Source organism: Hydrogenophaga electricum (genome assembly GCF_030160815.1).
Classification (GTDB): Bacteria; Pseudomonadota; Gammaproteobacteria; order Burkholderiales; family Burkholderiaceae_C; genus Hydrogenophaga; species Hydrogenophaga electricum.
Genome location: NZ_BSPB01000007.1, coordinates 62,629 through 77,289 on the forward strand (window position 1 = coordinate 62,629; position 14,661 = coordinate 77,289).

Below are 14,661 nucleotides of genomic sequence, written 5' to 3' on the forward strand. Positions count from 1 at the left end.
CGTCAGAGCGGGACCGCGTCCCGCCAGTGTTTGAGCACCGTCCGCAGGGCGTCAGCATCCACCGGCTTGTGCAGGACCCCGAGCGAACGGATGCCATGGGCCCGCAGCAGGTGTTCCGCCGCCACAGGCAGGCGTGAGCGGGCACTGCACAGCAGCACGACCGCGCCTTCAAAGCGCCGTTCACCCAGGCAGCGGATCACCTCCAGCCCGTCCATCTGCGGCATCAGCAGATCGAGCAGCAGCAACACCCGGCGGGTATCGGTCGGTGGCAGGTGCGCCAGCAGGTCGCTACCGCGCAGGAAAGTCTGCGGCAGCGGCCCTCCCACAGCCTGAAACGCCGCCAGCAGGCCCGTCAGCACGGACGGTTCGTCGTCCACACACAGGACCGATTCGGCGCTCGCAGGCCCCAGCAAGGGTTCGACCCGCTCGCGCAGGCGGGCCACCGCACCCGATACCTGCCCGGCCAGTTCGGCCGCCACGTCGGAGCGTCCCTCGCGCACCGCCGCCTCCAGTTGTTCGAACAGATCGCCCAGTGCCATGGCCCCGGTGGCTCGCGCCGACGACTTGACCCGGTGCGCCGTGGCACCCACCGCTTTCCAGTCCTGCGTTTCAACACCGCGCTCCACCTCGGCGAGCGCCCGGTCCGCGTTCGCCATGAACTGTTGCCGCAGCTCCTGCAGCACCTGGGGGTCGTCCCCCACCAGGCGGGGCAGAACGGCGGGGTCATACACCTTGTCCGGCCGCTCGACGACAGCCTCGGCAGTGGGCATTGCTCGTCCCTGCCCACCCATGTCGCGGGCAAAAACCCCGGCCATCACCTGCTGCAGGCGCTCCATGGCCACCGGTTTGGTGAGGTAGGCGTTCATGCCGGCTTCCAGACAGCGCTCACCTTCGCTGCCCAGCGCGTTGGCCGTCAGCGCGACGATGGGCAGTGGCTCGCGGACGGAACGCGCCGCCGCCTCTTCGGCCCGGATTGTGCGGGCCAGTGTCAGGCCGTCCAGCCCCGGCATGTACAGGTCGGTCAGCAACAAGGCATAGCGCGCGGGCTCGCGGCGCCAACAGGCCAGGGCCTGCTGCCCGTCGGAGACCACTTCGCTGCGCAGCCCCATGCGGTCCAGCTGGTGGCGCACCACCTTCTGGTTGATGTCGTTGTCTTCCGCCACCAGCACACAGCGATCGCCCACCAGCGCCTGCAGATCGAGCAGGCTGGCGTCGAGCAGGTTCTTGCCGCCCTGACCCGCATCGCTGTCACCGACGCCGGCGGCCGGTTGCCGGCCACTGGCCATGGCGACAGCCTGCACGAGATCGTCCCGGTGCAGGCCATCGATGGACAGTGCCACCCGATCGTCGGCGAGCCGCCGGGGCAGATCGCGCGGCTGCCACCGGAGCAGCACCGTTGCCATCCCCGGACCGGGTTTCTGCCACAGGCCCATGGACTCCGGAACGATCAGCACTTGCGAGGGTGCCGGCGCAACCGGCCAGGTGGCGGTATCCGGCGCCATCAGGTGCACCTGCGCGCCGGCCGCGTGCAGGTAGGCGGACCAGTCGGCCAGCACCTCCGTGTCGTCGTACAGCAGGTGGCACTGCACACCCGTCAGATCGGCCAAAGGTGGTTCGGATTCAGTCACCAAGGGCTTGAGCGGCAGATCGACGATGAAGCTGGACCCACGGCCAGCCTCGCTCTGCACCACGATGCTGCCTCCCATCGCCCCCACCAGCCGCTGGCAGATGGCCAGCCCCAGCCCGGTGCCGCCGTACTGGCGCGTGGTGGAAGCCTCGCCTTGCACGAACGGGCGAAAGATCCGCTGCCGCACTTCGCCCGACATGCCGATGCCGTTGTCGCGCACCAGCAGCCGCAGGCCACCGCCCGGCGCCGGCTGCGCCCGCAGCGACACCCGACCCGGCCGCTCCAGGCCCGACGAGAACTTGATCGCATTGCCAACCAGATTCAGCACGATCTGGCGCACTCGCGAGGCATCGCCCATCCAGCGGGGATCCAGCCCAGGGTCGACAAAGGCGTGCAGCCGCACCCCCCGGGCTGACGCCACAGGCTGGAGCGCGTCGCAGGTTTTTTCGAGCACGCGGCGCAGCTCGAAGGGCGCCGGGGCCAGCTCCAGCCGGCCGGCTTCGATCTTGGAGAAATCGAGGATGTCGTCGATCAGCGTGAGCAGCGCCTGCGCCGACTCGCGGATCGTGTCCACCAGATCCTGCTGGTGGGCGTCCAGCGTCGACAGCTGGAGCACGTCGGCAATGCCGATCACCCCGTTCATCGGGGTGCGGATTTCGTGGCTCATGGTGGCCAGGAACGCGCTCTTGGCATGGCTGGCGGTTTCGGCCATCTGCTTGGCGCGCTCCAGCTCCTGGGTCCTTTGCGCCACCAGCTCGTCCAGGTGCTCGCGGTAGCGGCGCAGGTCCTCGCCCATGCGGCGCTTTTCGGTGACGTCTTCCTTGACCGCCAGAAAGTGCGTGATCCGCCCGGCCGTGTCCCGCACCGGGGTGATCACCGCAAACTCGATGTAGTGCGAGCCGTCCTTGCGCCGGTTGTTGAAGAAACCCCGCCAGGGCTTGCCCGCCATCAGGTTCAGCCAGAGGTCGCGGTAGCGCGAGGTGGGCGTCAGCCCCGACTGCAGCAGCCGCGAATTGCGGCCGATCAGTTCGTCCCGGGCATACCCGGAGGTCTCCACCATGGCCTGGTTGACGTACTCGATGTTGGCCGCAAGATCGGTGATGACGATGGCCTCCGATGCCTGCTCGGCGGCCTGGGACAGCCGGCGCAGCCAGTTGCTTTCGTCTCGCCGGTGGCTGGTGTCGGTCAGCACCACCACCTCCACCCCGTCGGCGAGGCGCTGGCGGCGCTCCTCGATGGCCCTGAGCCGCCCGGCCGGGTGCCAGTAATCCCACTCCACCACGCGCCCGTCCCCCAACGGCCGACGCAGCCCCCCAGGCATCGAAGCATCACCGGCCCTCAGGGCCGCCAGCTCACGCCCCTGGAGCTGCACGCGTGTCAGCCCGAGCAGGTGCTCGGCCTGGAAATTGGCGTCGGTGATCGCCCCCTCGGCGTCCAGTTGCAACACCGCCAGCGGCAGTGCCCGGAGCACCGAATGGGCCGACACCGCCTCCGATGTCAGCGCCTCGGTCAGGTCCAGAATCACGCCCTGCAGGGTGCCACCCCGCTCCTCTCCGGCGGGCACCGGCCCGCCGCTGTCGCGCACCAGGCGCCAATGCCCGTCGCCGGCCCGCAGGCGGTAGCACAGATCGAACGGCTCGCCGGCCCGCCGGCAGCGCGCCAATTCGTCCAGCACGCGACCGCGGTCCTCGGGATGCAAGGCATCGGCCCAGGCCTCGGGCTGGGCCAGCCATTGCTCGGGCTCATAGCCCAGCCGCCGCAAACGGGAACTGACGTACAGCATCGACCGCGTGGGATCGAGCGCAGCCCGGTAGACGATGCCGGGCATCTGGTCCAGCAAGGCCCGGTGCTCGCGCTCGCGGTGGCACAGCTGCAGCCACTCCCGCTGCCGAAGGAACCACTGCGCCACCCCGTCGGCCAGGTCGGTCAACAGGCGGACTTTCGACGGATCGGGGGATCGCGGTTGCGGGGCACCCAGGCACAGCGTGCCGACCACATGGCCGTCGACACGGATCGTCGCACCGGCAAAAAACCGCAACGACCAACCCGCAATCCATGGCACCTGTTCCCCCAGCACGGGATCGAGGGCCACATCCCGCACCACCAGCACGCCCCCCTGGCGGGCGGTCTGTACGTGAAACCGCAGGTCCACCGGCAACACGCCCGCTTCGACCCCGTGCACCGCCACCGCCCAGTGCCGGTCGGGGCCCTCGACGAACACGGCCGCCACGGGGCAGTCCCAGGCATGAGCAGCCAGCCGAACCAGGCCTTCGAGCGTGGCATCGGCATGAGGCTCCAGAGGCGCCAGCGACCGCAGGGTGTTCAGGCGATCGTGTGCTTCGGCAGCAGACGGAAGGTCAGACATGAAATGAAAGCGGCCAGCCTGCACAGGTTCCGCCCATGCCGACGCCCCAACGATAAGAATGGTGGCCGGCGCCTGAACGCCGCCCGAATAGTTTCAATCCGTAACAACTGCAAGGATGCCACACCTGCGCCCCCTGTGCGCAACACCGGCGAGCGCACCGGCAAGGATCGGGCAAAAACAGCGTTCGGAGGCGGACCGCGGTGCGCCGTGCAGGCGGATCAGGCCGTCATCAAAGCCAGTGATTCGTCCAGCAACCGATGCAGGGTCTGCACACGCTCAGGCCCGAGCGTGCTGTTGACACTTTCCTGTGCCGCGCGCCAACGGCGCTGGGCCTCCGCCCGCTTGGCCGCACCCGCGGGCGTGGCCCCGATCAGATGGCTGCGGGCATCGGTGCCCTGCCCTGTCTGCAACCAGCCGGCGGCCAGCAAAGGCTGAAGATTGCGCGACAGCGTGGACGGACTCATGCGCATGAGCTCGGCCAGCTCGACCGCCTTGAGCGGCCCGCTTTTGACCACGCAGGACAGCAGGGCGTACTGCGTGGCCTTCAGGCCTGCCCCGGACAGCGCCGCGTCGTAGCGCTGCGTCACCACCCGCATGAGCTGGCGCAGTTTCAGATTGGTGCAGCCGGTTGGCCGGGCCCCGGGTGCCAGCGTATCCGACCCTGACACGGTGGAGACAGTGTTCATCGGATTGATTGTATCTACAATGAATGCATATGCAACTTATTGATCACACATGACCACCGCCCTGCTCGACACCTGGCTGCACGAAGAAACCGAGGCCAACCGCCTTCTGGCCGCCGGCCCCGGACCGGGTGTGGCCACGCCGGCCCAGGTGGCCGGGCGCAATGGCCTCGAACTCATGCAGGCCATGCTCCGTGGCGAACTGCCTTACGCCAGCATCGCGCGCACGCTGGACTTCATGCTGATCAGCGTCGCCGAAGGGACTGCCGTGTTTCAGGGCATACCCGGCCCCCACCTCCTCAACCCCATGGGCACCATCCACGGCGGCTGGTTTGCCACCCTGCTCGACTCGGCCCTGGGATGCGCCGTGCACACCCGCATGCTCGCCGGCCGGGGCTACACCACCGCCGAGCTGAGCGTGAACATCGTGCGCGCGCTCACCCCCCAGGTCCCGCGCGTGCGCGCCATCGGCAAGGTCCTGCACTGCGGCCGCCAACTGGCCACCGCCGACGCCCAGCTCGTGGGACCCGACGGCACGCTCTATGCGCATGCCACAACGACCTGCCTGGTCTTTGATCTGCCCAGCCGCCCCGCCAGCGCCACCGCCCCATAATCGCGCCTTTTCCTTCCCGACAAGGACACCACGATGCGATTTCTGCACACCATGCTGCGCGTGGGCAACCTCCAGCGCTCGATCGACTTCTACACCCAGGTGCTGGGCATGCAACTGCTGCGCACCTCGGAAAACCCCGAATACCAATACTCGCTGGCATTCCTCGGTTTTGAGGGTGGCAACCCGGGCCAGGCCGAGATCGAGTTGACCTACAACTGGGGCACCGAGAGCTATGACATGGGCACGGCCTACGGCCACATCGCCCTGGGCGTGCCCGATGCCTATGCAGCCTGTGAAAAGATCAAGGCGGCCGGTGGCAACGTCACCCGCGAAGCCGGCCCGGTCAAGGGCGGCACCACTGTGATCGCCTTCGTCACCGATCCCGACGGCTACAAGATCGAATTAATACAAACAAAATCAACAACTTACGACAACAGACGCCAGTCGGACGCCAAAAGCACCGATCCATTGCACAGCGCGTAGTAGATATGCAACAGAAGCCCGCACAAGTGGGCTCCCTTGTTTGTCCGGTAGTGGTAGGCTATGAAGCTGTGCGGGCACATCCAGCCATAGCCATTGGACCGCTAGCGACAGCAGTCAGGGCTACCAACTTCCGCTCCCGATAGCGAAGTGCCGCCCGACTTGTGGTGCCGGCCGTCAGTTCAAGGACGGCTGCGCGAGATGAACGACTTCAGATGCCGCAACTAGTCCTTCGTGCTTCGAGCTCGCGTCAGGCCGCCAGTCGACCGCAGCCAGCCGCTTAGAAAGACTTGCCGCCGAGTGGCCATGAACGGCTGCTCTCGCGCGACGGGAACTGGCGCTCTGCGCCCATAGGCGGCGTCCTCGCCGCTAAATCGAACGCCCCGAAGCGGATGTTTGACTGTTTGACTTGACTCAGCCCTTTTGAAATTGCAGTCTCATCCAAACTCGTGTTCGAAGGGGGCCTCTGAAGGCAGCATGCAGTGCGCCGCTTCGCACGAGGCATTTTTCGTCTGTAACTAGACCACCGATGCGGTCAGTGGCAAAGCACGCAGTTCGCCACCCAGAAACGCCCGCCGTCCAGACGCAATCTCCTTCCTCAGCAAGCGATCAGAGGCGCAGCAGCCGCTTGGCGTTTCGTCCATTTGCTCATGCCCGTTTAGTTTTGGTGGGCCGAACAGTCGCTACCATGCACGTAAGCATCAGTAACGGGGGATGTAATGCTTTATCTGTTGGACACCGGCCGGATGGCCTACAAATTCGGCAAATGGCGTGGCGCGCTCTATCTGGTAGCGACTGCCGTGCCGTTTGCTATTGCGAATTTCATCACCAAGGTTTTCAGCATTCTGCCGGGCCAACCTCAGCCACCGGTGGCCTTCCAGTGGATCGAGATAGGTTTCTACGCCGTCGCGCTCCTTCTCTGGGGTTACGGCTGCTACCGGCTCTACCGGGACCACGCCCACCACGACTATTACCTCGAAGCGGACCACTACCAGCGTGAGGGCTGGTAAGCGCGGCGTGGGGCATGGTCCTCCACAGCCAAAAGTGGGGCCAGACCTGCCTTCGAGGAAATCGCTTTGGCCCCAGCGCTGGAAGCCGACGAGGAACGAAGGCGGTGCCGCTCATGACCTTGCACAAGAGCAAGGGGCTGGAGCGCCGCACCGTGAACTTCGTCGACCTAGGCGACTCGGCCTGGCGGAGCTACGCCCAGAACACCGCCGAGGCGACCGCCGGTTTCTTCGTGGCGTTCGCGTGCCAAACAGCGGGGGGCTTCACCAATTCGCCAGAGTGCGGCGGACGCAGCATCGCACTGCTGTACCCGCTGCTGGCGTTCGCCGGCGTGCAAACCCATTCGGTCACCTAGCTACCAAAAGGAGGCCCCCCGGCTCTGCCGGGGAGGCAGTAGAAGTTTGACTTTTCAGGAGGTTGTCCACCGTAGAGACTTTCAATCGTGAGCCGCCAAGCAAACGAAAGGAAGAAACACGATGGACAAGTATGAAAGTTTGAGTCACACGGCCTGGGATTGCAAATATCACGTGGTCTTCATCCCCAAGTGTCGAAGGCGAACGCTGTACAAGCAGCTACGCGAACACCTGGGTGAGGTATTCAGAAAGTTGGCCGCGCAAAAGGAATGCAGGGTTGAAGAGGGGCATCTGATGCCCGATCACGTGCACATGATGCTGTCGATCCCACCGAAGTACTCGGTGTCGCAGGTGGTGGGCTTTATCAAAGGCAAGAGCGCAATCCACCTTGCGCGGGTGTACGGAGAGCGAAAGCGCAACTTCGTGGGTCAGCACTTCTGGGCGCGAGGGTACTTCGTCTCGACGGTGGGACGCGACGAAGCGGTGATACGGGAGTACATCCGAAACCAGGAGAAGGAAGACGAGAGGTTGGACCAACTCGGTCTATGGAGGTGAGTAGCCACCGATAGGTGGCCCCAAGAATGAGGGGCCGCGTTAGCGACCCCTTACAGCCGCTTTGAGCGGCTCACATCCCGAATGCCCCCGGCTTTGCCGGGGGATGGTTACCTGCCGTCTTGACGGTCACAGCGTCCAGCCCGCCCGTTGTCCACGGGCGCTTCAGCTTCTCCCGCGCCACGGCGATCAGCTTCGCATAGTCCGCGTTATCTTCACCAATCTCCGCGCCGGCCAGCAGCAGCGTGACGTAGATGCGTGTCTCGGTTTCCCCCAGCGCAGGAATGCGGAACGGAACCTGAATCAGCTTTTCGAGGTAGTTGCGAGCGTAGTCTCTCGGTCCGGTGCTGTCCGGCAGGTCGGGAAAGTGCTTCCGCACCGCATATTCGATCATCGCCTCGTCGGCCGCGACCACAAACGCCGTCCGCGCAGTGAACACGAACAGCCGGATCGCTTCGAGCGTTTCGATCGCGGTGTCGGGCAGGCAGCGGTCGAGATCATCGATCAAGACGACCAGCTGCTTGATACCAGCGTCCTTCAAGAGCTGGTCGAAGGCCTTGCGGAACGCTTCGACCTCTTCGGGAACGTTCTTTGTTTCGCCTCCTTTCAGGATGCCCTTGACCTCCTCGATGGTCGTCTCGAGGTTCTCCTTCGTTGCAAGCTTGCCAGGGTCAGCCAGCAGGCCTTGAAGCGAGCCGACGATCGCGCCTACCTGCTCGGGCGTGGGAATGCCAGTGAAGGCAGTGACCGCCAAGCCACCTGCTCGCTTGGCGACCTTCAGCCAGTCGATCCGGCGAAAGACATCCTTGACCGCAACAGCAGCCTTGGTCAACGCCGGACGCTTCTCGACCAGGCCCGTGACGATCCCTTCGATCAAGGCGATCTTCGCGTCCTCGAAGCCCTGGAAGCGCCACCCGTTGAACTTGAGGCACAGGACATCGTTCTTATCGGCGAAGCCTGCCTCGATCATTTCGAGGACGCTGGACTTGCCGGCACCCCAATCACCATGCACTCCGATCGTCATCGGATGATCAGGTTTTGCGCGGAGCAACCCAATGATCGTGGCGGCAATGGCCTCGTTGTTGAGCAGATCGACCTTGGTTTCGTTGTCAGTGAGGATCATTTGTCCACCCCGGTACGTCTCTCCTCCAAGGGCGGTAGCGGTGCCAGCAAGGAAACCTGTTCCCCTTTGCCGACGCCTGCCATTCGCTGCTCGTCGCTTTGATCGGAGACGGCCTCATGCGTTGCCGCCAACAAGCCAATGATGGCGCGGGAAAACCCAATGTCGAGCGAGTTGCTCTTCACGAACAGAGCGAGGATGTCGGAAGCCATCTTCGCCGAAAGATTGGAATCACTGCCGCTCAGATGTCGCGGCAGCGTCGCCGAGCCGGCAGCGAAGTAATGCAATGCCAAATCGGTAATTCGAACAGCGTCGTTCAGGGCGTAGCGTCTGATCAATAGTCGATTAACCTCTTCGAGAAGGCGTGGAAACTCCTTGTGATCGATGGCCTGTTCAGCGTCTGCCTCACCTGTCAATCGGTGGATTGCGTCTGCAAAACGCACTTTCTGAGCGAGCGACTCCGCGCCTCCATGTAGCTCCTCACGCAGCCGCGCCTCAACTTTGAGCACGTCCACGACATTCAACTCACTTATCAACAGGCCAAGACTGATCGCTAGCGCACGCGTGGCAAGAAGAACGAGGCCGACGTGAGCCCGGTCGTCCAATCGCAGCTTTCGATGCAGATGATTCTGTTGGCCAAGGTTCAGCAAGGTCAGAACCCTGTGTGCGGGCTTTAGTGTCCAGAGTCCGGTACGGAGAAACTGAGTCAAGGCGCGGTACTCGCTGCCCTTCGGGAAGGTCAGCAGCGCTTCAATGCTCTCGTAACCAGTGCCGTCGAAATACGGCCCCTTCAGCCGATTCAGTCCCAGCCGTGCATCAAGTTCGTGCAACTCGTCTTCATCAATGCAATTGACCTTGAGTTCGTGCGCCAACCAGCGAGCGCTATCCGGGATTTTCTTCTTGAAGAGATATAGCTCCTCAAGATGCAGAACATCCTGAAGTCCTCTGACCCACAGGACCCGATCAACTGCACGACCACTAGCAGTCTTGCAATCGATCAGCAACCGAGACACGCTGCCGCTCGCGCTGAAGCGAAATCCAAACACATCCGCGTCGGTCAGGTCCGTTCCAGCTCTGGAGCTCGTATCTGGAGGCAGGGTCACGGGGACGTTGAGCAGTGGCACGTAGCCGAGGGCCCAGGCCATACGCTTGCCGAGCAACTTGTAGGAATGATCTTGATCACTTGATGACACGATGAATTCCTCGCAAGTCGTCGAGCAACGCCCGCCCGAGGCGAGCCGCAGTGCGTGTGTTTGGGTCCAATTTGCGTGTCGCGATGAGATCGCGCGCACGCCTTCTGTTTGCTTCCGGCAGAAGCAATCCGCCAGGCTCGGATCGTGTGAAATAACCCTTGACTTCGGCCGGCAAGAGCAGCGACGACGCGACATCCTCGCTTTGGCCAGAGCACATAGCAATCGCCATATCTACCGCGGCCAAGTTGTCCTCGGTGTCATAGAGGCGGAAGCGGAATCGACCATTCTCTGGCTCAATCCACCCTACCCCCATGTTTGCCGCTGCCGCGTACTGCGACTGGATATTGGAATGCGGCGTGCGCCCAATCATCTTCCTGTCCCGCAGCCCCCTCAAGATGGCGCTTGGATCGGAAATTTTGGTGATGGAGGAATAGCCTTCCCCATATCGGACGCACGCCAGAATGATGCGAGCCTTCTCCAAGATGGCCCGAGGGTGCGTCGTCTTGAACGGCGCAAAGGCAAACGACTGCGCACCACCCGATGACACGATTGCGGGTGCGCGCAGGATGTTCTCATTGACCAGTTCAAGAACCAACGGGTTGCTCTGTTCCAGCGCACTGATGGGTGCACCTGGGTGTGACTTCGCCGCTCGAAAGACTGCTTCGATCTCGCTGTGGGTGCCTGGATTCTTCGCGATGAAGTTCAACAGCGTCTCTGGATTCTCCTCAGTGAAGAGCGGCGCATAGAGAATCGGAACGCGGTCCTTTGGTGAGTCGTATTGCCGGAGATAGCCACCAAGGTCGCCGATGTCCACGACTGTCTGAATGTCGGCCGACTTCAAACCCAGCTCGGACGCTAAGGTCTCCAGCGGCACCGGCGCGACGGTGAGCCTATCGATGATGGCCATGGTCGCTTGTTCGAGCTCTCCGGGCTTGCGCAGAGACCACTGCTCGCCGAGCGCACCGTAGACCTCTTGGAAGTACGGAATGGTCTCTTCAATGCGCGTCGGCGCATATACGTTCGGAACAACGCGTATCCAGCCGATCTGCTCCAACGTGCCCAGCACGGTGGGCAGCGAATCCGACGAGATACCGAGATTACTGCAGAAGCCGTGGAATCCCACGATGTTCTCGATAGTGTCCAACCCACGGATGTGAACGGCGAGTTGCGCAGCCATGCCAATCTGCCGAGTGATCGGTATGGTGGCCGACACGCGCAAATCCGACACATCGCGCAGACCAGCCTGCACGTCCTGCGCCCGTCGGCCGATAGCTTCACGATCCATAAAAGTTCCCCCTTTTTGAATTTTCCGCCCCGTAGAGTAACTACGACTTCTTCTCGGCGCCCGAAATCGGATGAACGTAGATCAGTCCCTTCGTCTGGGCCGCCTTCACTTTGCGGTCGATCATGTCTCGCAGCGTGAGATGCCCCTCCAGCACCAAGATCAGGTCTTCGCCGTCGATGAAGAGCGTCTGGATCTCTTTGCCCAAAACAAGGCTGCGAACCACTTCGGGACTGAAACCATTTACCGAGATGAAGAGACCACGGCCATAGAGCTTCCCCGCCACCTTGCCCGCGAATTGGTATACAGGCTCATTGCTGGCAGCCCGTTCTTGCCACTTCGCTTCGATGAGGTAGTGCTCGCCTTCAAACTTCACAGCACCATCGACTTGCTCGCCGTTCACGCGAAAGGCCTCCGTGGTCTCCAGACGCGAGAGCCTCGACAACTCGGCCAGGATGCGTTCGAGCGCGTAGCCGCGCTGCTGTCGCGAAGTTTTGTTGGCGAGCAGGTCAAGATACTCAGCGCGCAGTTGTTCCAGCGACGCTTTCGGCTGTTGTCGCGCCACTTCGTCGGCAGCCCTTCGCTCGCGATCGGCCTTGATCTTGGCATCCCGGATCTCCTGCAGTTGGCGCAGGTGTTCTAGATTCTTGGTCGCAGCGCTTCGATCCAATTTGCGCAGTTTGTCAAAGTAGTACGGATCGAAGTGCGACCAATTCAGCAGTGACTGAAGCATCGCGCGGAAGGGGCCGAGTCCATCGTCTGACCGCGCCGCGAGCGCGGAGAACAATGCATCGACGATTTCGTGCCGCTTGAGAGCGCTCTCGCCTTCAAGCGGCACTGACGCAATCTCTGCCTTTGTGCATCCGTGCTTCTCAAAGAAGCCGACGATGTCCTTTCGCGGCCAGAAGAGCGACAGGATGCAGTCTTTCATGCAGCCTTTGATGTCGGCCGGGAAGGTCATACGGTGTCCCCTCCTTTGGCGATGTGCTCGAAAAGCTGATCAATCAAATCGCTGGCCTGCCGCTGCCGCAGCGCCCTTGCCTCTCGTTGCTCCGGCTCGTCACCTTCACCCAATTCAAACTTGGCTACCGAGACCGGGCCATCCTTGCGGTATCCATCAGTTTTATCGTCGCCAGAGAATCGGCTGCGCAGAATGGCCAGTGATGCATCAACCACGGCGCCATGCTTGCCGACGAGTTCCTGTCGAAACGCTGCGGCCACGGCGTCCAACCCTTCTGGCGCATGCTCGATGCAATAGATCAGATCGTGTGCATCCTTGCGCTCGAAGCGCTGGTCAAACGCGAAGGACTTCAAACAGGTGAAGCTGACGAGGTTGGCGTGTTTGATCTTCTCGGTGGCGACACCGTGGCCGCCCAGCAGCTCAGCCTGGATTTCGGCGACCTGGTGCAGGTCGAAGACAATGGACGAATGCGGGATGTTCAACGCCGAGATCGTGCCTTCGGTCGGCAGCGGCTGCACCTTGCCGCCAGCGATGTCGGGCGCATCGGCCAACAGCTCCAGCACCATCAGTGCGCCATGCTCGGTCCGGGTCTGCCAGCGCCATGAGAGCTTCTTTCCCGCTTCGTTCTCAGCGCGCTCAAAACCCATCCGTTTGAGGTTGTCCTCCAGCGTGTGGTATGCCTCGGTGTCGGCCAAGATCTGCAGGTCGATCACGATGTCCACGTCCAGGGTGCCCGCATGTGCGGGCACGACCGGTGGTCGCGCGGGGACGAGGTATCGCGGCGTGAGCCCACCGACCAGGTAGACAGAGTCCTTCCAGGGGCCCAGCCCGCGCAACAGCGTTACGAGGACGCGCTCGCAGTCCACCGTGTATTGGTCGCTGTAGCCGTCGAGCGTTGCGGGTTTGGCCATCAGAAGCCGATCCTTTCTTTGCGGAAGTGCTCGGCCATTTCCTTTGAACGGCCCTCGCCGCGAATCAGGTCGAGGTAGATCTGAATCGGGCTGGCCAACCACAGCCCATCCAGGCGCTCGCGGAACAACAGTTCGCCCGCTGACGTGGCCTCGATGACGGCCAGGTTGGCGCCCTCGGAGACTGTGCGTGCCCCCAACTCGGCAAAGGCGGCTTCGGAGGCCTGCCCGGGCAACAGCCGCAGACGCACTTGCGGCACATTGGACAGGAAGGGTGCCAACCGCTGGGCTGCAGCCTCGTGGCTGATGGCGTATTCAACGCCCCGGCCTTCCAGTGCCTCGGCGATGCGCATCGGCAATGCGTCTGGCTTGGTTGCCGGCACATAGTACCGGCTTAGCGCGGGCGCACGATCAGACTTCACCTGCTTGGTCCAGGCGTCGAGTAGAGCGGCAGGCTCACGAAGATTGCGCTCCTTGCTTGGTCCCTGCCCCCTCGATGCCAGCCAGTCGAAGCGCTCCAGCTCGCTCAGTACCTGCGATGCAGTGGCGGGCGATACCTGTGCCAGTTGCGCCAGTTCGGTGACACCGAACCACGCCTGACGATGCACGAGCAGCGCGTGCAGCACCTGGGCGCGTCGGCCGGAGAACAGCGAGCGGATCGACTTGACCAGCGTCTTGGGCGGTGGCTTGTCGATGTAGAGGTAGATGCCGGCTGCCGGCAGATAGAGGCTGCCTCCACTGTCGTAGTAGCCCACACCCTCACTGCGGAGCAACTCCTTCGCGCCGGGCGAGATCGACTCGGCTGCGATGAGCGATACAGCATCGCCAGAATGGCTGCTCGACCAGACACGGCTGGCGTCACGGATCTGCCAGATCACCTGACGCACATCTCGGGGATAGACCGCTTTCTTGGCTTCGACGAGTACGGCCAGCGACTTCCCTGCCACGTGCAGATCGACTTCGGCATCCAGTCCCCGCTCAGGACGCCCACCGCCCAGTTCCCAGCGCTCCACATTCGCGTGGACGTCGGGAAGCTCGCGCAACGCATCTACGAGGCGCGAGACCAACTGATGTTCGGTCATGGTCAGCTCAAGCATGCTTCTAGTCGGTTTACTGTACAGTGAATATTAACACTACACCGAATTTTCGACGATTTCCTAATATTTACTGCGCAGCGAAATTTGTGTGTACGAGCGTCTCGGCGTCCCGCCGCCGGGCTCGCGGGCTGCGCCCCGGGCTTCGTGCCGAATCCCGGCCATCCGGCTTTGATCCCTTGACGTCTCCGCGGCGTGGCCGCTGCGCGCTCCGCTTGCAGGGGCTGTTGTGGTGTGCGGGGGTGGCGGTCTTGCTGTGCCCTTTCAACCTACCACGCCGTTCTCGCCGTCAAGGGCTGCGCGTGCCTTGCACGCTGGCGTCCTGGCGGCCGTCTCTGGCTGCGCCTCCGACCCCTGACCGCTTGCGCTGCGGCGTGGGTGGCCGGTTCCGGGCAATCCCGCCCGATTCCGAACCGGAGCCG

Annotated in this window: 13 protein-coding genes; 5 read left to right on the top strand and 8 right to left on the bottom strand. The window is 63.2% G+C overall.

Going from position 1 to position 14,661, the window contains the following annotated elements; translation table 11 throughout:
* Positions 1-2: 2 nt before the first annotated feature.
* Positions 3-3,992, bottom strand: a complete 3,990-nt coding sequence (locus QQK43_RS06720; protein WP_284307171.1) for a response regulator — start codon at positions 3,990-3,992, stop codon at positions 3-5.
* 218 nt (positions 3,993-4,210) lie between these two features.
* Positions 4,211-4,678: a MarR family winged helix-turn-helix transcriptional regulator gene (locus QQK43_RS06725; RefSeq protein WP_284307172.1), complete on the bottom strand. Its 468-nt coding sequence runs from the start codon at positions 4,676-4,678 to the stop codon at positions 4,211-4,213.
* Positions 4,679-4,727: 49 nt separating this feature from the next.
* Between QQK43_RS06725 and QQK43_RS06730 the strand changes: the two genes are divergently transcribed.
* From QQK43_RS06730 to tnpA, 5 genes are all read left to right on the top strand, one after another.
* On the top strand, positions 4,728-5,288 hold the full coding sequence (locus tag QQK43_RS06730; RefSeq protein WP_284307173.1) for a PaaI family thioesterase: 561 nt from the start codon (positions 4,728-4,730) through the stop codon (positions 5,286-5,288).
* A 33-nt stretch (positions 5,289-5,321) separates the two neighbouring features.
* On the top strand, positions 5,322-5,771 hold the full coding sequence (gene gloA / locus QQK43_RS06735) for a lactoylglutathione lyase (protein ID WP_284307174.1): 450 nt from the start codon (positions 5,322-5,324) through the stop codon (positions 5,769-5,771).
* A 716-nt stretch (positions 5,772-6,487) separates the two neighbouring features.
* A complete protein-coding gene (locus tag QQK43_RS06740) occupies positions 6,488-6,778 on the top strand; it encodes a hypothetical protein (RefSeq protein WP_057595609.1) in 291 nt (96 codons plus the stop codon).
* A gap of 113 nt (positions 6,779-6,891) precedes the next feature.
* Positions 6,892-7,131, top strand: a complete 240-nt coding sequence (locus QQK43_RS06745) for a hypothetical protein (RefSeq protein WP_057598560.1) — start codon at positions 6,892-6,894, stop codon at positions 7,129-7,131.
* A 121-nt stretch (positions 7,132-7,252) separates the two neighbouring features.
* Positions 7,253-7,684, top strand: a complete 432-nt coding sequence (tnpA, locus tag QQK43_RS06750) for an IS200/IS605 family transposase (protein WP_026437438.1) — start codon at positions 7,253-7,255, stop codon at positions 7,682-7,684.
* A 70-nt stretch (positions 7,685-7,754) separates the two neighbouring features.
* Here tnpA and QQK43_RS06755 read toward each other — a convergent pair whose 3' ends face one another.
* The 6 genes from QQK43_RS06755 to QQK43_RS06780 are packed head-to-tail and all read right to left on the bottom strand — an operon-like array spanning position 7,755 to position 14,242.
* Positions 7,755-8,804 carry a KAP family P-loop NTPase fold protein gene (locus QQK43_RS06755; protein WP_273424626.1) on the bottom strand — a complete coding sequence of 350 codons (1,050 nt, stop codon included), beginning with the start codon at positions 8,802-8,804 and terminating at the stop codon, positions 7,755-7,757.
* Positions 8,801-9,994, bottom strand: a complete 1,194-nt coding sequence (locus QQK43_RS06760; protein WP_172705556.1) for a hypothetical protein — start codon at positions 9,992-9,994, stop codon at positions 8,801-8,803. The genes QQK43_RS06755 and QQK43_RS06760 overlap by 4 nt, the downstream gene beginning before the upstream one ends.
* Positions 9,981-11,279, bottom strand: a complete 1,299-nt coding sequence (locus tag QQK43_RS06765) for a hypothetical protein (protein WP_057595603.1) — start codon at positions 11,277-11,279, stop codon at positions 9,981-9,983. The genes QQK43_RS06760 and QQK43_RS06765 overlap by 14 nt, the downstream gene beginning before the upstream one ends.
* Positions 11,280-11,319: 40 nt before the next feature.
* Positions 11,320-12,237, bottom strand: coding sequence for a restriction endonuclease (locus QQK43_RS06770; protein ID WP_057595601.1), 918 nt, complete (start codon positions 12,235-12,237; stop codon positions 11,320-11,322).
* Positions 12,234-13,148 carry a hypothetical protein gene (locus tag QQK43_RS06775; RefSeq protein ID WP_057595599.1) on the bottom strand — a complete coding sequence of 305 codons (915 nt, stop codon included), beginning with the start codon at positions 13,146-13,148 and terminating at the stop codon, positions 12,234-12,236. Before QQK43_RS06775 ends, QQK43_RS06770 begins: the two co-directional genes overlap by 4 nt.
* On the bottom strand, positions 13,148-14,242 hold the full coding sequence (locus QQK43_RS06780) for a helix-turn-helix domain-containing protein (RefSeq protein ID WP_057595597.1): 1,095 nt from the start codon (positions 14,240-14,242) through the stop codon (positions 13,148-13,150). Before QQK43_RS06780 ends, QQK43_RS06775 begins: the two co-directional genes overlap by 1 nt.
* Between the last annotated feature and the right edge of the window lie 419 nt (positions 14,243-14,661).